The sequence below is a fragment of the Azospirillum melinis genome, from assembly GCF_013340935.1.
GTDB lineage: Bacteria > Pseudomonadota > Alphaproteobacteria > Azospirillales > Azospirillaceae > Azospirillum > Azospirillum melinis.
Window position 1 is genome coordinate 1 of sequence record NZ_WHOS01000032.1, and the last position, 18,307, is coordinate 18,307.

The following is an 18,307-nucleotide window of genomic DNA, read 5'->3' on the forward strand; positions in this document are numbered from 1 at the left end:
CCTGCTGGTCTCGGCTGTGGAAACCCTGACGGGCGGCACGGGCACCGACGTCGTCACCATCGGTTCGGCCGGCGCCACGCTGCTGGCTTCGGGCCTGGAGACGCTGGTCGGCGGCACGGGCTCCGAACTGGTCTTCCTCGGCACGGCCGGCAACACGCTCTCGGTGTCGGGCATCGACATCCTGATCGGCGGCACGGGCACCGACGTCGTCACCTTCGGTTCGGCCGGCAACACGGTTCTGCTCCGCGGCATCGAGACGCTGATCGGCGGCGCCGGCACCGACGTGCTGACGCTGGGCGACACGGGCAACACCGCGTCGGTCTCGCTGTTCGAGACGGTCATCGGCGGCACCGCCACCGACGTCGTCACCATCGGCACCAACGGCGGCACGCTGTTCGTTTCGGCTCTGGAAACCCTGACGGGCCAGGGCGGCACCGACGTCGTCACGCTGGGTTCGGCCGGCAACACCCTGCGGGTCAACCTGCTCGAGACGATCATCGGCGGCGCTGCCACTGACGTCATCGTCCTCGGCACGGCCGGCAACACCCTGCTGGTTTCGGCTCTCGAGACGGTCACCGGCGGCACGGGTACCGACGTCATCACGCTGGGCACGGCGGGCAGCACGCTCACCGCTTCGGCGCTGGAGACGATCACCGGCGGCACGGGCACCGATTGGGTCCTCCTGGGCGCCGCTGGCAACACCCTGCTGGCTTCGGGTCTGGAACTGCTGGTCGGCGGTGCTGGCACCGACGCCATCACCCTGGGCACGGTCGGTAACACCATCATCGTCCGCGGTCTGGAGACCCTGGCCGGCGGTGCTGGCACCGACGTCGTCACCATCGGCGACACCGGCACCACCATGCTGGTCTCGGCGCTGGAGACCCTGGCCGGCGGTGCGGGCACCGACGCCATCACGCTGAGCACGGTGGGCAACACCCTGCTGGTCTCGGCTGTGGAAACCCTGACGGGCGGCACGGGCACCGACGTCGTCACCATCGGTTCGGCCGGCGCCACGCTGCTGGCTTCGGGCCTGGAGACGCTGGTCGGCGGCACGGGCTCCGAGCTGGTCTTCCTGGGTTCGTCCGGCAACACGGTTTCGGTCTCGGGCATCGACGTCCTGATCGGCGGTGCTGGCACCGACGTCGTCACGCTGGGCACGGCCGGCAACACGGTTCTGCTCCGCGGCATCGAGACCCTGACCGGTGGCGCCGGTACCGACGTCATCACGCTGGGCAACACCGGCAACACGCTGGCGATCTCGCTGATCGACACGCTGGTTGGCGGCACGGGCTCCGACGTGGTCAGCCTCGGCACGACCGGCACCACCCTGCTGGCTTCGGCGCTGGAGACCCTGACGGGCGGCACGGGCACCGATGTCGTCACCCTGGGTTCGACGGGCAACACCCTGGCGATCTCGCTGATCGACACCCTGGTGGGTGGCGCTTCGGTCGACGTCGTCACCCTGGGTACGACCGGCACCACCCTGCTGGTTTCGGCTCTGGAGACGGTCACCGGCGGTGTCGGCACCGACGTCGTCACCCTGGGCACGGCCGGCAACACCCTGCTCGCCAACTCCCTGGAGACGATCTCCGGCGGCACGGGGTCCGACCTCGTGTTCCTGGGTTCGTCGGGCAACACGGTCCTGGCCTCGGGTCTGGAGATCCTGATCGGCGGCACCACCACCGACGTGGTCACGCTGGGCACGGCCGGTAACACGGTCATCCTGCGCGGCCTGGAGACGCTGACCGGCGCTGCTGGCACCGACGTCATCACCATCGGCGACACCGGCACCACCATGCTGGTCTCGGCGCTGGAGACCCTGGTCGGCGGTTCGGGCACCGATGCCATCACCCTGGGCACGACCGGCACCACCCTGCTGGTTTCGGCTCTGGAGACGGTCACCGGCGGCACGGGCACCGACGTCATCACCATCGGCACGACGGGCTCGACCCTGCTGGCCAATGCGCTGGAGACGATCACCGGCGGTTCGGGTTCGGAACTGGTCTTCCTGGGTTCGGGCGGCACGACGGCCCTGGTTTCGGCGATCGACATCCTGATCGGCGGCACCGGCACCGACGTGATCACCCTGGGCACGGCCGGCAACACGGTGCTGCTGCGCGGCATCGAGACGCTGACCGGTGACGTCGGCACCGACGTCGTCACGCTGGGCAACACCGCGAACTCGCTGCTCGTCAGCGGGATCGAGACGCTGACCGGCGGTCTGGCTTCCGACATCGTCACTCTCGGCACGGCCGGCAACACCATGGTGGTGTCGGGCATCGAGACGCTGATCGGCGGCACGGGCACCGACGTGGTGACCATCGGCACGGCCGGCGGCACGCTGCTGGCTCTGGGCATCGAGACGCTGATCGGCGGCACGGGCCTGGAAGTCATCTTCACCGGTTCGGCGGGTGCGACCCTGACCGTCTCGGGTGCGGACTACGTGATCGGCAACTCCGGCACCGACGTCCTGACCCTGGGTTCGGCCGGCAACACCACCACCATCCGCGGCATCGAGACGCTGATCGGCGGTGCGGGCACCGACCTCGTGTTCCTGGGTGACACCGGCAACACGATGACGCTGGGCACCGGCATCGAGATCCTGGTCGGCGGCACGGCCACCGACGTGCTGACCATCAGCACTTCGGGCGCCACCCTGCTGACCCGCGGGATCGAGACGCTGATCGGTTCGACCGGCACCGACGTGATCACGCTCGGCGACACGCCGAACACGATCACCGTCACCGGCATCGACACCCTGACCGGCGGCGCCGGCACCGACGTCGTCTTCACCGGCTCGACCGGCGTGACGATGACGGTCTCGGGCGTCGAGTTCCTGGTCGGCGGTGCCGGCACCGACGTCGTCACCCTGGGCTCCTCGGGCAACACCGTCATCACCCGCGGCATCGATACGCTGTCGGGCGGTGCGGGCACCGACTGGGTGTTCCTGGGCGACACCGGCGTCACCATGGCGCTGGGTTCGGGTATCGAACTGCTGATCGGCGGCGCCGGTACGGATGTCGTCAGCCTCGCCACCTCGGGCAGCACGCTGCTGACCCGTGCGGTCGAGACGCTGATCGGCTCCTCGGGCAACGACGTGATCACGCTCGGCGACACGCCGAACACGGTCACGGTGTCGGGCATCGACACGCTGACCGGCGGCGCCAACACCGACATCGTCTTCACCGGCTCGGCCGGCGTGACGATGCTGGCTTCGGGCGTCGAGTTCCTGGTCGGCGGCACCGGTTCGGACGTCGTGACCCTGGGTGCGTCGGGTAACACCGTCATCACCCGCGGCATCGACACGATGATCGGTGGTGCCGGCAGCGACCTGGTGATCCTGGGCGACACCGGCGTCACCATGCGGGCGGAGAGCGGCATCGAGATCATCGTCGGCGGTGCGGCCACGGATGTGGTCAGCCTCGGCGACGGCGGCTCGACGGTCCTGCTGCGCGGCATCGAGACGCTGATCGGCGGCACGGGCAACGACGTGATCACCACCGGCAACACCGGCGTGACCATGTCGGTCTCGAACGTCGAGACGCTGATCGGCGGCCTCGGCACCGATGCGATCACGGTGACCAGCGGGTCGATCCGCTTCCAGGGCGGTACTGGCGACAGCATCAGCCTGGCGTCGGGCAGCGGCACCGATACGGTGGTGTACTCGTCCTTCAGCGACATCTCGGCGCTGGGTGCGAACACCGGCTTCATCTCGGTGTCGAACTTCCAGTCGGGCACCGACAAGGTGCAGCTGACCGGTGTGGCCCGGACGACGGCGGACCGGAACGGCGACGCTTCGCTGACCACGGCGACCGCGGCGACCAACGGGGTGAGCATGACCAACGAGCTGGTCAGCCTGTCCTCTGCGGTCAGCGGCAGCCTGACGGATGCGAACCTGGCCAGCTTCCGCTCGGCCCTGGGGACGCTGACGAACTCGTCGGCCGGTGCGAGCACGCTGGTTCTGGCCAACAACGGCACCAGCTCCGGCCTGTACCAGGTGGTCGACACCAACGGCGACGGCCAGGTGGCCGCCACCGAGGTTCGTCTGCTCGGTGTCTACAACAGCACGGTGCTCTCGCTCTCCGACATCAACCTCGGTTGATCAATCGGCTGAGCTTCAGCAACGAGGTAAAAGGAGGGGCGCCCGAAAGGGCGCCCCTTCTTCTTTTCGTGTTCAGTTCCCTCCGTGGCGGGCAGCTTGATGCCTTGTCCGCCTGCGAGGCATCCAGGGAGCATTCCAGAAGCGACCTTTGCGGGCAGCTTCCTGAAAGAATGCAATGAGGTGCAAAAGCGGCGACAGGTTGATTGCTGAGGTCGGATTCAGCGGACCGAACGATGTCGGCCGGGTTGCCTTCTCGTCGGCCAAGAGCGCCTGCCAGAACCATTCTCGGGCGGATCGTCAGCAGATGAGGCTGGCGGCTATTTTGTGACGTCGCGTGTCGAACCGTTGGAGCTTGGCATGCCGGTCGTCACGCTGGCGGGATCCGCCATGCGCTCCGCCATGCGCTCCGCCATGGGAGCCTCCCTGCTGCACGCTTCGGATCTCGGGGAGTTGGTCGCCGTCGCCGGCTATGTCGACATCGCCTGCCGCGCCCGCATCTTCTCCCGGATCTCCGGCGCGATGTCCCGACCGTCATCCTTTCCCGATTGGGAAAGCTATGTCGGGCATATGTATGACCCGTTCCGCTCCAGTGCGCGCGGCTGGGGATCGTAAAGCCGGAACGGGCCGCAGTTGGGGAAAACCGTCAGTGGGGGGGCAGGGCCGACAGCCGGTCCGCCATGCGCAGGATGCCCTGAGCCAGACGGATGATGGCGGGCGAGCCGATGAACAGCTCGCGCAGAGCATCGCCCTCGCCGAAGCGCAGGACGAAGCCGTTCGGGTTGAACACGACGGCGACCTTGGCGGTCTCCGACAGGACATGCTGGGTTCGTCCCTGGAACACCGCATCGAGGATCGACCGCGCCAATTCGCGCGCATCCTCCACCGGCAGGGTGGCGACCTCCGGCCCCAGCCGGCTTTCGTTGAACAGGAAGACGCCTTCCAGCCGGACGGCGCCGTCATCTGCCATGTCCTCTTCGCTCAAGGCGATGTGGGACAGGAACTTGCCGTCGGGAAACAGGACGGTTCGGTCGTCGACCTCGACATTGATGACCAGCCTGCTTTTGGCCGACATGAACTGCGCTCTCCGGACAGGGCAGGGGGACAGGACAGGGGGACAGGGCGGGGGTGGGAATCAGTCGGCGCCGCGCCGCGCCATCTCGGCGTCGACCAGCCCGGCGACCACGTCGGCCATCCGGCGTTCGGCGCGCCAGCCCAGCAGCCGCTCCGCCTTGGCGGGGTTGCCGACGCTGAAGGCGATGTCGGACGGGCGGAGCAGGTCCGGATTGCCCTGGACATGACGGCGCCAGTCCAGCCCGAAACAGGAGAAGGCCTGGGCGACGAAATCCTCCAGCCGGTTCGCCTCGCCGGTGGCGATCACGAAATCCTGCGGCTCGTCCAGGGACAGCATGCGGGCCATGGCGTCGACATATTCCGGCGCCCAGCCCCAATCGCGGGCGATCGACAGCGTCCCCAACTCCAGGCTGTCGGCCTTGCCCTCGGCGATGTCGGCAGCGCCGCGGACGATCTTCTGGGTGACGTAGCGCACCGGCCGCAAGGGCGATTCATGATTGAACAGGATGCCGGAGCAGGCGAACAGCCCATAGGCTTCGCGATAATTGGCGACCGCCCAATAGGCGGCCGCCTTGCCCACGCCGTAGGGGCTGCGGGGGTGGAACGGCGTCGATTCGTCGGCCGGCTCGCCGGTGTTGCCGAAGCATTCGCTGGACGACGCGTTGTAGAAGCGCGTGTCCAAGCGGAGGAAGCGGATCGCTTCCAGGATGTTGATGGTGCTGTTGATGGTGCTGTTCAGCGTCTCGACCGGCTGTTCGAAGGACAGTCCGACCGAAGCCTGGCTGGCGAGGTTGTAGATCTCGGCCGGACGGATCCGGGCGATCACCTCGACCACGCTGCGGAAGTCGGTCAGCACGGCCGAATGCAGCGCAACCCGGCCGAAGATGCCGAGCCGCCGCAGGTTGGCGAAGCTCGACATCTCACAGTCGCGCGAGGTGCCATGGACCGTGTAGCCCTTGTCCAGCAGCAACTGGGCAAGATAGGCGCCGTCCTGACCCGAAACGCCGAAGATCAGCGCGGTCTTCGGTTCGCTTCGGGCCGTCGCTCCGATGGTCATGAACGGCGCCTCATCGGTCACGGGGTCGCGGGGTCAGGTCGGCGATGGCGGACCGGCGATCGCAGGTCAATGGCGGCAGATCAATGGTGATCGTCCCCGCTGGCGGCCAGACGAATGTCGGACTCGACCATTTCCCGGACCAGATCGCGGAAGGCGGTGGTGTGGGTCCAGCCCAGCTTCTCGCGCGCCTTGCTGGGGTCGCCCAGCAGCAGGTCGACCTCGGTCGGGCGGAAATAGCGCGGGTCGATGCGGACCACCACCTTGCCGGTCTTCTGGCAGATGCCTTCCTCGTCGACGCCTTCGCCCCGCCATTCGATGCCGCGGCCGATATGGCCGAAGGCCAGTTCGACGAACTCGCGCACGCTGTGGGTCTCACCGGTGGCCAGCACGTAATCGTCGGCCTGCTCCTGTTGCAGGATGCGCCACATGCCCTCGACATAGTCGCGCGCATGGCCCCAGTCGCGCTTGGCGTCGAGGTTTCCGAGATACAGGCAGTCCTGCCGGCCCTGCTCGATGGCGGCGACCGCGCGGGTGATCTTGCGGGTGACGAAGGTCTCGCCGCGGGTCGGGCCTTCGTGGTTGAACAGGATGCCGTTGCTGGCATGCATGCCATAGGCTTCGCGGTAGTTCACCGTGATCCAGTAGGCGTACAGCTTGGCGGCGGCATAGGGGCTGCGCGGGTAGAAGGGCGTGGTCTCGCGCTGCGGCGTCTCCTGCACCTTGCCGTACAGCTCCGAAGTGGAGGCCTGGTAGAAGCGCGCGGTCTTTTCCAGACCCAGGATGCGGATCGCCTCCAGCAGGCGCAGCGTGCCGATGCCGTCGGCGTTTGCGGTGTATTCCGGCGTCTCGAAGCTCACATGGACGTGGCTCTGGGCGGCCAGATTGTAGATCTCGGTCGGCTGGATCTGCTGGACCAGACGGATCAGGTTGGTGCTGTCCGTCAGGTCGCCGTAATGCATGAAGAAGCTCACGTCCTCTTCATGCGGATCGCGGTAGAGATGCTCCACCCGGCCCGTGTTGAAGGACGACGACCGGCGCTTGATGCCGTGGACGATATAGCCCTTTCCCAGCAGAAGCTCGGCAAGATACGCGCCATCCTGGCCGGTGGCGCCGGTGATGAGGGCAACTTTGCGCAAAGGACCGACCCTTGATCTGTACGGCGTTGATGATCGGGCACTATCCTCAAAGGATCCTGGCAAGGCAAGGTTCTTGAGTTCGTGTCCTGTGAAGGACACGGGGAAAGACGGGAGGAAAGGGCCGGGATATCCGGCGCATCGCCATCAACTGAGTTGATGCGCCTATCCGGTGACGATAGGGTGCGCGCCGAACCGGCCAGCCGCCCTTTTGCGTGGATGCCGCACAGTACGGATCGTCATGACCACCGTTGCCGAAGCATTGCAGATTGCCGTCGGGCTCCATCGCACCGGCCGCCTGGACGAGGCGCGCTCGCTGTATCTGCGCATCCTGGAGGCCGATCCGCGCAATGCCGCCGCCCTGCATCTGCTGGGGTTGAGCGAACGCCGGCTGGGTCGGCGCGACAAGGCGATCGAGCTGATCCGCGCGGCGCTCGACATCGCACCCGACATGGCCGACGCCTGCTGCAATCTCGCCGGCATCCTGTCCGATCTCGGCCGGGTGGACGAAGCGGCTGCGGCACAACGGCGCGCCCTGGCGATCGATCCGGCGCTGGAGGCGGCGCATCATGGTCTCGCCAGCCTGCTGTGCAGCCGTGGCGGCCCGCGCGACTGGTCGGCCTCGGCCGCCTCCTTCCGCCGCGTGCTGCGTCTCTCCCCCCAGCGGGCCGAGGCCTACCATGATCTGGGCATCGCGCTGCGCCAGGGCGGGGCGGTCGATGCCGGCGCCCTGGTCCAGGCGGAGGCCAGCCAGCGGACCGCGCTCGTCCTGCGCCCGGACTTCGCCGCCGCCCACATGAATCTGGGCAATCTGCTGGTCGAACTCGGCCAGCTGGACGAGGCACTGGTCTGCTTTCGCCGTTCGCTTGCCATCGAACCGGAGCAGGGCAGTGCCCTCTACAACCAGGGCAACGTCGAGCATGCCGCCGGACTGGCCGATGCGGCGGTCGACAGCTATGCCCGCGCCGCGCGCGCCGGCGTCGCTCTGGCGCTGACCCGGCTGGCCGACGTGCTGACCGGCCTCGGCCGCGAGGGCGAGGCGGAGCAGGTGCTGCGGCTGGCGCTGACCAGCCCGGGCAGCGACGTGGCCGGCGCCATCGACATGCTGTCGGCCCTGCTGGCGCGCCAGGGGCGTTACGAGGAATCGCGGCGCTTCTTCGCCGACTACCGCTATCCCCATGCCGGCGACCCCAACAGGTTTCGCATCGAATGCCTGACCGCCATCGCCGAAAGCTGGCTGGCGGCCGGCGAGGTCGACCGGGCGGTGGAGGTGCTGGCCGGCGTGCACGGCCATGGCAGCCGTTTCTTCACCGTGAAGTCGATCGCCGGGCTGCAACAGGTCCTGGCCCGGCAGGGCAAGCGGCTGGACCGGCCGGCCAACCCCGACCCGTCGCAGCCGCGCATCTGCTCCTCGACGCTGGCCACCCACGGGCGCTTTGCCCACAACGTCCTGGAATATGTGCTGCTGCGGCTCTATGCCGAGAAATTCGGCTATCGGCTGGAGACGCCGGACTGGGTCGGCGGCTATTACTTCGACCTCGACGACCCCAGGCCGACCGGCGGGCTGAAGCCGATGCATTTCGCCCGGCGCATCCTGAACGATCTGGTGACCGGGCGGCGCGACGACCCGCGTCCGGACGTCGACATCCTCTCGCCGCTGTTCCTGTTCGAGCATCGCGAGGAGTGGCGCGAGCGGGTGCAGTCCTGGCTGCGGCCGCGGCCGGAATGGCTGGGCCATGTCGATCCGGTGATGCAGGCGCTGAAGGCCCGCGGCAACACGGTCGTGGCGCTGCACATCCGCCGCGGCGACTTCGTCTGGTTCCGCTACACCATCACCGAGACTTCCTGGTACGTCGACTGGCTGAAGGCGCTGTGGCCGACGCTGGACCGGCCGGTGCTCTACATCGCCACCGACGATCCGGCGACCATCGCCGACTTCGCGGAGTTCGCGCCGGTCTCGCTTGACGATCTGGCCAGGGACGATCTGGCCAAGGGCGGATCGGTGAAGCCGTGGACGGGTCTGGAGTTCCTGCAGGACTTCCATGTGCTGATGAATGCCGACGTGCTGGGCGTCAGCGCCCACAGCGGCTACAGCCAGCTGGCCGCCCTGCTGAACCGCAACGCCCGGCTGTTCGTCGAACCGGATGCGTCGGCGCGGCGCATCAAGGCCTATTCCCCCTGGACGGCTTCGCCCGCGGCGCCGTCCGGCACCCCTTAAGACCACCGTCATCACGACCAAAGCGACGCCCTCAGCGGGCGGGAGGGCAGCCCCATGGATCTCGCGACCAAGGAATTCTACGACGACTTCTGGCCCCGTTTCGTGCCGATCTACGACGAGACCAAGAAGTACATGCTGGAGACTCTGACCGAGCGGCAGATCGGCCGGGCGCTCGATGCCGGCTGCGGCCACGGCATCTGCTCGGTCATCCTGTCGGAGATGTCGGAACAGGTGGTGTCGGTCGACGTGTCGTCGGACAGCCTCGCCACCGCGCGCCAGCAGGCCCAGCGCTTCGGCCGCGACAACATCGAGTTCCACCACCAGGATCTCCAGGAACTGGATACGAATCTCGGTCCGTTCGATCTGGTCTGGTGCTGGGGTGTCGCGATGATGGCCCCCGACCCGATGAAGGTGATGCGCAACCTGATGGCCGTCACCAAGCCGGGCGGCACCGTCTATCTCGGCCTCTACCTGAAGACCTGGCTGTCGCCGGTGCATGAGGGCGTGCGCCATTTCTGCCGCGCCTACATGGACACGCCGGCCCGGCGCAAGCTGGTCGGCGGCTTCTTCACCGGCCTGACCAAGGTCGCCTGCGCGCTGAAGGGGCAGGAGATCAACCGCCGCGCCGACAACGTGTCGATCCAGGCGCAGGTCGAGGACTGGTACTATCCACCCTACAAGACCTTCTATTCGATCGAGGAGATCGTGGCGCTGTTCGAGCGCAACGGCTTCAAGGCAGACTGCATCCAGGACCGGCTGGGCCGGATGAAGAGCGCCACGATCTTCGTGATCCGGGCGACGAAGAATGGCTGAGGCGGCGGCGGGACAGGAGGGCCGGACGGCCCATCCGGATCGGGAGACGCCCGACTGGACGGAGCTGGGCCGGCTGCTGTCCCGCGGCTACATCGACAGCGGCTTTATCGGCGGCGTCACCCGCGTGCCGGTCGGGGACGTCGTGCGCGACATGCTGTCGGAGGCGCGGGCCGACGAACAGGTGGCGGAGCTGCGGCGGACGGCCGCGGCCGCCGGCATCGACGCCGGCAAGGCCCGCATCCTGGAGGTCGGGTCCGGCTGCGGCATGACCGTGGTGCGCGGGCGCACCGCCCATGGGCTGGACATCCACGGCATCGAGCCCAGCATGGGCGAATACAGCTCTACCCTCGACGTCTGCCGCCGGCTGATCGACCATTACGGCCTGCCGGCGGACGCGGTGCGCGACGCCACCGGCGAGGCGATCCCCTTTCCCGACGCCAGCTTCGACATCGTCTATTCCTCCAACGTGCTGGAGCATGTCGGCGACCCGGCGGCGGTGCTGGACGAGGCGTTGCGCGTGCTGAAGCCGGGCGGGCTGCTGCTGATCGTCGTGCCCAACTACGGTTCCTGGTGGGAGGGGCATTACGGCATCCTGTGGCTGCCGCGGATGTCGGCCGGGCTGGCGAAGCTCTATGTCCGGCTGTTCGGGCGCGACCCCTCTTATGTCGACACCCTCAACCTGATCGACCGCTCTTGGTTCGACCGCTGGCTCGGCCGCCACCCCGGCGGGCTGGAGGTGCTGGACTGGGGCTGGGGTGTCTTCGAGCAGCGCCTGCGCACGCTGGGATTCGGCGACTGGGCGGCGCTGTCGGTCGCCAAGCGCATCGTCACCTTTGTCCACCGCTCCGGCCTGCTGGAGCCGGCGATCTGGCTCGCCCGGCGCCTGCATTGGGAAACCCCGATCATCTTCGCGGCGCGCAAGCGCTGAGCGGGACCGCGCGCCGGCGTCCCGTCCTGCCGCGGTGGATTTTTCAGGCCGCGCTTATCTCCGCCCCTGCCGCGTGATAGAAAGACCCGTCAGCCGGCTGCACCTGTGGAACAATGGAACAGGCGTGGATTTCCGTTTCACGGCGTTCCAAATGTTCCACCCGCACTGTCAGCCGGCTTGCGGCAGCAGGTCGGGAGACAGCCCGGCCGCCTTCGCCCCGGCGGCGCGGGCGAGGTCGCGGGCGATGCGGGCCATCGGGCCGGACCAGTCCCATTGGCGGTCCTGGCGGTAAATCCGCAAGGATGGGTACCAGACGCTCCTCTCCGCATCGTTCATCCAGCGCCAGTCCATCCGGTAGGGGGCCGGCAGCCAGGTCGGGACGCCCAGAGCGCCGGCGACATGCAGGACGGAGCTGTCGATGGCGATCACCAGATCCAGCGCCTTCATCACTGCCGCGGTGTCGAGGAAGGCGTCCGGCCCGGCGTCGAAATCCGGACCCAGCCGGTGGAGCAGCGCCTCGTCGGCATCCGTCAGGCGCTTGGCGGCGTTGTCCTGCTTGTGCAGATCCACAAGGCTGACGCCGGGGATGGCGGCCAGCGGGCGTACGAACTCGAAGGGAACCGAGCGCTTGGGGTCGGCGGCGCGGGTGGCGTCGCCGTTGCTCCAGCACAGTCCGACGCGCAGGCCGCCCAACCCGGCCAGCCGGTCCGTCCACAGCCGTACCCGTTCGGGATCGGCCGACAGATAGGGGCGGTTCGGCACGGTGTCGGCCGTCGATCCCAGCAGATGGGGCAGGCTGAGGAACATCGCCCGCGCCCGGAGCGGAGGCATGCGCTCCGGGTTGAAGCGGATGTTTCCGGGGGTGGGCACGGTCGACAGCAGGCGTTGCAGGCGCGGCGGGCAGACCACCACCACCTCGCCGCAGATGCGGGCGACCTGCGTCACGTAGCGGATGAAATGGATCATGTCGCCCCAGCCGCCTTCTGCCGCCAGGACCACCCTGTCGTCGGGCAGCGGCCGGCCATCCCAGACCGGGATCGGGCTGCCGTCGGCATGGAACCAGACATTGTTCTTGCGCGCTTCCATGTCGGCCATGCCGCCGACGAAGTCGCCGAGCCGCAGCCGGTTGATGCCGGCGATGTGGCGGGCGTCGGTCATGCCTGGCTCCAGGCGCAGCGCCCGGCGGCAGGCCGCCAGCGATTCGGCCGCGCGCGCCATCTCCTCCAGCACCAGGGCGATTTGCAGATGGGCGGCCGGGTTGCCGGGACTCAGCATGATTGCGGCCCTGGCGTTGCGCAGGGACTCTTCGAACTCCGCGCCCTGCGAGGTGGGTTCGAGCAGCAGCACCTCGCTGAGGGCGATGCGGGTCTCCAGATGGTCCGGGCGAAGTCGGGCGGCCCGACGCAGCGGCACGGCCGCCTCCCGCCGCCGCTCCTGCCGCAGCAGCGTGCTGCCCAGCTGGTACAGGGTTTCGGCATCGCCGGGAAGCTCGGCCACCAACTGCCGAAGCAGGGCCAGGGCGCCGTTGTGGTCGCCGGTCCCCTGCAAGGTGCGGCACAGATTCTGCCGCACCGTGGTGAAGTCCGGGACCAGCCGCAGCGACCGCCGCATCAGCGCCACCGCGGCGCCGGTCCGGTTGAACCGCTTCTCCACCAGACCCAGCAGTTGCAGCCCGTCGGATTGGGCCGGGTCGATCATGAGCGCCTTGCGGTACAGCCGCTGGGCCTCGTCCAGCCGGTCGGTCTGGTGGGCCTGGATGGCCGGAATGAGAAAGATCTGCGGCTGGGTCATGGACTGGCTCGTAAAGGGCAGGACGCCTTTATGGCCGGTGGGCGGCGGGGATTGCAATTCCACAAGCTGACCGGGGAAGCGGGTCGCGGTCGGTTGACCGGAAAAAACATGCCGTGCTATGGCCGCAGTCTGGAGAGCCGCGATTTCCGCCAAGCCTGCATCGCCCGTCCCTCCTCCCGCCCTTCGTCCCGTCAGGTCAGTGGATAGCCGCTTCATGGGTCAAGACATCACGCATGCCACAGAGCATTACCGGGCCGGTCGCCACGACGATGCCCTGGCCCTGGTCGAGCAGGCCCTGCACGAGAACGCCAACGACTGCGCGGCGCTCAACCTCGCCGGCGTCATCCTGTACGGGATGGGACGCCTGGACGAGGCCGAGGGGCGCCTGTCGCGTCTGGTGACGCTCGATCCCCTCTTCTTCCAGGCGCGCATCAATCTGGCGGTGATCCAGCAGGCGAAAGGCGCCCGGATGGAGGCCGTCGCCCAGTTCCGCATGGTCGCGGCGCTGATGCCCGAGCGGCTGGAAGTGCAGGACCGGCTGGGCAACCTGCTGCATGGGCTGGGTGATTATGCCGGGGCGTCGCGCCATCTTCGCCGCTCCGCCCGGCTCGCCCCCGACGACCCCGACCGCCGGGTGCTGCTGTCGGTGTCGCTGATGTCGAACGGCGAGCATGCCGAGGCCTGCACCATCCTGACCGGCGTGCTGGCGCAGCGCCCCGACCACACCGACGCCCGCAACCATCTGTCGGCATGCCTGCTGTCGCTCGGCCGTCCCGATCTGGCGGAACAGGCGCTGTGCGATGGCGGTCCGATGCCGGGGGCCGATGCCGACGTCATCGCCCGCGCCCGGCTCTACCGCCGGATCGCCGACGAGGCCGGCCGGCCGCAGCTTCCCGACGGGCTGCTGGTCCGCGCGCCCTTCTCGGTCCTGTCGGGCTACGGCGACTTCGCCCAGCATTTCGTGCGCAGCCTGATGGAGCGGGGGCAGACCCTGCGGCTTGCCGGGCTGAAGGGCGAGGAGAGCTGGCGCCCGTTCTTCGCCGACCCGATCCTCCAGGCGGCATCGCGCCGGCTGGCCGAGCCGTTGCGGTCCCGGCTGGCCCTCAGCGTGCTGACCCCGCCGCTGGTCGAACCGATCCCCGGCGTGCCGACCGTCAACTACACCATGTTCGAAGGGCCGCGGATCCCCGACAGCTGGGCCGTCTGCAGCCGGGGGCACGACATGGTGATCGTGCCGACCGACTCCTCCCGACTGGCCTGGATCGCCGCCGGCCATCCGGAAGACCGCATCCATGTCTGCCCGCCCGGCATCGCCCCCAATCCGGCGGATGCCGGGGCGATGCCGCCGTCCATCATGGGGCCGCGCGGCCGGCCGGTGATGGATTACCGGGTGCGCGTCCTCAACATCTCGGATTTCGTCGCGCGCAAGAACCTGGACGGGCTTCTGCGGGTCTGGTTGCGGGCCACCCGTGCCGACGACGACGCGATCCTGATCCTGAAGGTGGGCAAGGGCGGGGCTTCCCTGGCCGGAGAGGTGCGCCGGCTGGTCGAGCAGGGCATGCGCGCCACCGGCCGCCGGGTGGAGGAGGCCGCTCCCATCGCCCTGCTGACCGACCGCTACGACGAGCAGGGCATCGCCAGTCTCTACGCCATGGCTACCCATTATCTCAGCCTGTCGCACGGCGAGGGCTGGGACCTGCCGATCACCCGTGCCGGCTGCCTCGGCGCCGGTCTGATCGCTCCCAGGCACAGCGCCTACACCGCCTATCTGAACGACGGTGTCGCCCACCTGATCCCCTGCACCACCGGCCCGGCGCTGATGCCCTACAGCAACGCCTATTACCCGCCCTTCCACGGGCTGGACTGGTGGCATCCGGACGAGGACGCCGCGGCCGACATCCTGGCCCGCGTCATCCGCGACCCCGTGGGCGAGCGCCGCGACGCCGCCCGCCATCTCATGGACAGCTTCACCTGGGACGCCGCCGCCTCGCGGCTGCTCGACGCCTTGGACGGGGTGGGGCGCTGATCCCCGTCCTCTTCTAATCCCCGTCCAGCACGAAGCGGCGGCCGTGCAGGGTCAGGTGGGGGCGGATGCCCTCGTGCCGGACGCTGCGCAGGGCCCGGATGCGGCGCTCCATCTCCTCGCCCCCGATGTCGGGCGGCAGGTCGCGCAGCGCGTCCAGCGCCTTGCGCGTGCAGCGGCGGCTCTGATCCCAGATCAGGGTGGTGCGGGGCAGCGGCTCGTCGGTCCGGGCCAGCTGCGGGGCCAGCATCACGAACAGGTGGACCAGTGCGGTGTATGTCCGGTCGATCAGCCAATCCGCATCCGGCCGGTCCGGCAGCGCGAAGGACAGGGCGCCGACAATCGCACCGGCGTCCACCCGTTCCGTTATCTCGTGGGCGGTGACGCCATATTGCGCCGCTCCGTCATACAGCGCGAAGGCGAAGGGATGCCGGCCGGGATAGCCGGGCGGCCCTGGGTGGAAGTTGTAGGAGGGACCCGGGACCCGCAGCAGCAGGTCCGCCGGCACGATGCTGTCGGTGCGGAAGGCGACGATGCGGTCGACCCTTTCGGCGTCCGCCACCGTCCGCTCCAGCTGTGCCGCGTCGGTCGCCGTCACCACGACCAGTTCCCGGTTGGCGACGGCGAGCAGCGCGCCGAGATGGCGGGCATCCTCCTGGGGACAGAGCAGGGCAAGGGTGGCGGGCATCCGGCAAATGCCTTTCGGCGGCGGGCTTACTGGGTGGCGTCGACGAACGCCTCGGCGAAGGCGCGCCAGCTGCGCTCGGTGCGGATGAAGGTCTTGGCGCGGGCGGCGCGGGCCCTGGCGGCGGCACGGTCGGCATAGAGCCGTTCCAGAGCCTCCACCAGCTCGTCGACCGAGGACTCGCCCCAGCCGAAGCGGCTGCCGTCGCGGTCGGCGACCGGCACCTGGCGGTCCAGCGTCAGGCACAGGTCGCCGCCCTGGGTCGGGCTCTTCAGCAGGTCGCGGTGGCCGGTGTTGTTGGACAGCACCACCGGCACGCCGCAGGCCATCGCCTCCATGGCGACGAGGTTGGTCGCCCCCTCGCAGCGGTTGGGGAAGACGGCGGCGTGGCAGTCGGCCAGGATCCCGGCGATCTGATGACGGCCGAGGAAGCCCAGATCGACGAAGCCCTCCTCGTCGGCGCCGTTCTCCAAAGCCCAACTCTTCACGTCGACCATGTTGTTGGGGAGGATGCGCGGCGGCTTCGGCGCCAGCGGCGATTCCGCCATGGTCATGCCGACCTCCGGCCAGGCGTTCTGCCAGGCGGTGACCAGCAGCGCGTCGGGATGGCGCTGACGGAAGGCACGGAAGGCGGCCAGGACGATGTCCTGGCCCTTGCGGAACTCCAGCTTGCCGCCGGAGAAGACCACGAAGCGGTCGCCGAAGCGGCCGCTCGGCTCCGCCTCGACCATCTCCGTCGGGTCGATGCCCTGGAAGGCGAGGCCGACATTGTCGAACCCCCAAATCTCCAGAAGCTGCCTGTTGTAGGTGGAATGCACGACGATGCGGTCGTACTGGCGGGCGCGGGCCATCACCTCGGGCGTGAAGCGGGTTTCCTCATAGGCGATGACGCCGATGTTGCGCCGGCCGCGGAAGCGCGTCGACGGGCCGCCGGCGGTGAAGCCATTGCCCAGCGCGTGCAGGACGTCGAATTCCTTCAGCAGCAGCATGTGGCCCTTGGCGTTGTCGGCCATGGCGGCGATCTGCTGGTAGGGCGCCTCCAGCGTCTGCAGCCTGGCGCGGTTCTCCGGACGCAGGGTGCCCATCAGCGGCTTTTCCAGCAACAGCGGAGGCCGGCCCTGATCGGCGAGGTAGAGGGCGGTGTGGACACCCACCAGCCCCCAGCCGTGGACCTCCGTGAGCTGCCAGGTGAAGGCCAAATTCGGAATCATGATGGAAACCCCAGTTCTGCGCAAATCCGGCCGCCCGCACCGGTGGCCCGCATCGGCGCTCCGCATCGTCTGCCCATGTCGGCGGCTGCCGGGCGCCGGCCCGAAGAGCGGGCGGACGATCCCGCGCCGGACCGGCGCTTGTCAAGTCGAGTGGAGCGGGCTGGATTCCCCGCCGGCCCGATGCTACGACAGCGGTGGCTTTTCATAGCGGCATGGGGCGCAAGGGTGGGGACGGAATCGCTTTTCTCCCTGGAAGGGAAACGGGTCTGGGTGGCCGGGCATCGCGGCATGGCGGGGGCGGCCATCGTCCGCCGTCTGGAGCGCGAGCGGTGCGACCTGCTCACCGTCGGCCGCGACCGCGTCGATCTGCGCCGTCAGGCCGAGGTCGAGGACTGGATGGCCGAAGCGAAGCCGGATGTGGTCTTCGTCGCCGCCGCAACCGTCGGCGGCATCCTCGCCAACTCCACCCGGCCGGCCGAGTTCCTCTACGACAATCTGGCGATCGAGACCAACATCATCCACGGCGCCTACCGGACGGCCGTGAAGAAGCTGGTCTTCCTGGGATCCTCCTGCATCTATCCCCGGCTGGCCGAGCAGCCGATGCGCGAGGACTCCCTGCTGACCGGCCCGCTGGAGCCGACCAACGAGTGGTATGCCATCGCCAAGATCGCCGGCATCAAGATGTGCCAGGCCTACCGGCGCCAGTATGGCTGCGACTTCATCTCGGCGATGCCGACCAATCTCTTCGGCCTGAACGACAATTTCGACCTGCAGGGGGGCCATGTCGCCGCTGCCCTGCTGGCCAAGATCCACCGGGCGAAGGTGGAGGGACTGCCCTTCGTCGAGCTGTGGGGGACGGGCGCGCCCAAGCGCGAGTTCCTGTTCGCCGACGATCTGGCCGATGGGCTGGTCTTCCTGGCCCGGCATTATTCGGGTGAGCCGCACGTCAATGTCGGCACCGGGATCGAGGTGTCGATCCGGGAACTGGCCGAGTTGATCCGCGACGTCGTCGGCTATGAGGGCGAGTTCCGTTACGACACCTCCAAGCCGGACGGCAGCCCACGCAAGCTGATGGAGGTCAGCCGGATGACCGGGATGGGCTGGACCGCGCCTACGTCCCTGCGCGACGGCTTCGCCACCACCTACCGCTGGTTCCTGGAGACGGCCGGCCACGGCGGTCTGCGGGGGGGGCTGTGACCCCCGGGCGCTAAAGCCTGCCGGGAGCGGGAGACGGCGCCGGCGAGCCGTGCCGTCTCCTCTTCACGCTCCCGGGCA

The 18,307-nt window shown here is 68.7% G+C and carries 13 protein-coding genes; 7 read left to right on the top strand and 6 right to left on the bottom strand.

All coding sequences use genetic code 11. The features are described 5' to 3' along the window. Both GBZ48_RS21865 and GBZ48_RS21870 read left to right on the top strand, forming a co-directional pair. Positions 1-4,102: beta strand repeat-containing protein (locus GBZ48_RS21865; RefSeq protein WP_174472935.1), on the top strand; the 4,102-nt coding region annotated here is incomplete at its 5' end. Between the two features lie 357 nt (positions 4,103-4,459). Continuing rightward, entirely contained in the window at positions 4,460-4,714 is a 255-nt protein-coding gene (locus GBZ48_RS21870; protein WP_174472936.1) for a hypothetical protein, read from the top strand. Positions 4,715-4,745: 31 nt separating this feature from the next. Here the strand turns inward: GBZ48_RS21870 and GBZ48_RS21875 are convergent, their stop codons facing one another. The 3 genes from GBZ48_RS21875 to gmd all read right to left on the bottom strand — a co-directional run bounded on the left by GBZ48_RS21875 (position 4,746) and on the right by gmd (position 7,366). Then, the gene (locus GBZ48_RS21875; protein WP_174472937.1) at positions 4,746-5,174 is read right to left on the bottom strand and encodes a hypothetical protein; all 429 of its coding nucleotides are present in this window, start codon (positions 5,172-5,174) and stop codon (positions 4,746-4,748) included. A 60-nt stretch (positions 5,175-5,234) separates the two neighbouring features. Then, entirely contained in the window at positions 5,235-6,230 is a 996-nt protein-coding gene (locus GBZ48_RS21880; RefSeq protein WP_174472938.1) for a GDP-mannose 4,6-dehydratase, read from the bottom strand. A gap of 80 nt (positions 6,231-6,310) precedes the next feature. Continuing rightward, entirely contained in the window at positions 6,311-7,366 is a 1,056-nt protein-coding gene (gene gmd / locus GBZ48_RS21885) for a GDP-mannose 4,6-dehydratase (protein WP_209798318.1), read from the bottom strand. Positions 7,367-7,604: 238 nt separating this feature from the next. Here gmd and GBZ48_RS21890 point away from each other — a divergent pair, with 238 nt between their 5' ends. From GBZ48_RS21890 to GBZ48_RS21900, 3 genes are read left to right on the top strand one after another with little or no spacing between them, the layout of a single operon-like run. Beyond that, positions 7,605-9,581 (top strand): tetratricopeptide repeat protein, encoded by a 1,977-nt coding sequence (locus GBZ48_RS21890; protein WP_174472940.1) that lies wholly within the window; start codon positions 7,605-7,607, stop codon positions 9,579-9,581. A gap of 54 nt (positions 9,582-9,635) precedes the next feature. Then, complete coding sequence (locus GBZ48_RS21895) at positions 9,636-10,394, top strand: class I SAM-dependent methyltransferase (RefSeq protein WP_174472941.1); 759 nt, start codon at positions 9,636-9,638, stop codon at positions 10,392-10,394. Next, positions 10,387-11,322: a class I SAM-dependent methyltransferase gene (locus tag GBZ48_RS21900; RefSeq protein ID WP_174472942.1), complete on the top strand. Its 936-nt coding sequence runs from the start codon at positions 10,387-10,389 to the stop codon at positions 11,320-11,322. Before GBZ48_RS21895 ends, GBZ48_RS21900 begins: the two co-directional genes overlap by 8 nt. Positions 11,323-11,490: 168 nt before the next feature. Here the strand turns inward: GBZ48_RS21900 and GBZ48_RS21905 are convergent, their stop codons facing one another. Continuing rightward, a complete protein-coding gene (locus GBZ48_RS21905; RefSeq protein WP_174472943.1) occupies positions 11,491-13,113 on the bottom strand; it encodes a tetratricopeptide repeat protein in 1,623 nt (540 codons plus the stop codon). 214 nt (positions 13,114-13,327) lie between these two features. Here GBZ48_RS21905 and GBZ48_RS21910 point away from each other — a divergent pair, with 214 nt between their 5' ends. After that, complete coding sequence (locus tag GBZ48_RS21910; RefSeq protein ID WP_211105843.1) at positions 13,328-15,139, top strand: tetratricopeptide repeat protein; 1,812 nt, start codon at positions 13,328-13,330, stop codon at positions 15,137-15,139. A gap of 13 nt (positions 15,140-15,152) precedes the next feature. On the opposite strand, the gene GBZ48_RS21915 is transcribed toward GBZ48_RS21910, so the two are convergent. Continuing rightward, positions 15,153-15,824, bottom strand: coding sequence for a formyltransferase family protein (locus GBZ48_RS21915; protein WP_174472945.1), 672 nt, complete (start codon positions 15,822-15,824; stop codon positions 15,153-15,155). 26 nt (positions 15,825-15,850) lie between these two features. Beyond that, entirely contained in the window at positions 15,851-17,032 is a 1,182-nt protein-coding gene (locus tag GBZ48_RS21920) for a glycosyltransferase family 4 protein (protein WP_174472946.1), read from the bottom strand. A gap of 180 nt (positions 17,033-17,212) precedes the next feature. On the opposite strand from GBZ48_RS21920, the gene fcl reads away from it, so the two are divergent. After that, positions 17,213-18,229, top strand: coding sequence for a GDP-L-fucose synthase (fcl, locus tag GBZ48_RS21925; protein WP_281362463.1), 1,017 nt, complete (start codon positions 17,213-17,215; stop codon positions 18,227-18,229). The last annotated feature ends 78 nt before the right edge of the window (positions 18,230-18,307 follow it).

Bases quoted from the DNA above. Each gene is read 5' to 3' on its own strand.
- GBZ48_RS21870 (WP_174472936.1), top strand. From the start codon at position 4,460: ATGCCGGTCGTCACGCTGGCGGGATCCGCCATGCGCTCCGCCATGCGC.
- GBZ48_RS21875 (WP_174472937.1), bottom strand. From the start codon at position 5,174: ATGTCGGCCAAAAGCAGGCTGGTCATCAATGTCGAGGTCGACGACCGA.
- GBZ48_RS21880 (WP_174472938.1), bottom strand. From the start codon at position 6,230: ATGACCATCGGAGCGACGGCCCGAAGCGAACCGAAGACCGCGCTGATC.
- GBZ48_RS21890 (WP_174472940.1), top strand. From the start codon at position 7,605: ATGACCACCGTTGCCGAAGCATTGCAGATTGCCGTCGGGCTCCATCGC.
- GBZ48_RS21895 (WP_174472941.1), top strand. From the start codon at position 9,636: ATGGATCTCGCGACCAAGGAATTCTACGACGACTTCTGGCCCCGTTTC.
- GBZ48_RS21900 (WP_174472942.1), top strand. From the start codon at position 10,387: ATGGCTGAGGCGGCGGCGGGACAGGAGGGCCGGACGGCCCATCCGGAT.
- GBZ48_RS21905 (WP_174472943.1), bottom strand. From the start codon at position 13,113: ATGACCCAGCCGCAGATCTTTCTCATTCCGGCCATCCAGGCCCACCAG.
- GBZ48_RS21910 (WP_211105843.1), top strand. From the start codon at position 13,328: ATGGGTCAAGACATCACGCATGCCACAGAGCATTACCGGGCCGGTCGC.
- GBZ48_RS21915 (WP_174472945.1), bottom strand. From the start codon at position 15,824: ATGCCCGCCACCCTTGCCCTGCTCTGTCCCCAGGAGGATGCCCGCCAT.
- GBZ48_RS21920 (WP_174472946.1), bottom strand. From the start codon at position 17,032: ATGATTCCGAATTTGGCCTTCACCTGGCAGCTCACGGAGGTCCACGGC.
- fcl (WP_281362463.1), top strand. From the start codon at position 17,213: ATGCTACGACAGCGGTGGCTTTTCATAGCGGCATGGGGCGCAAGGGTG.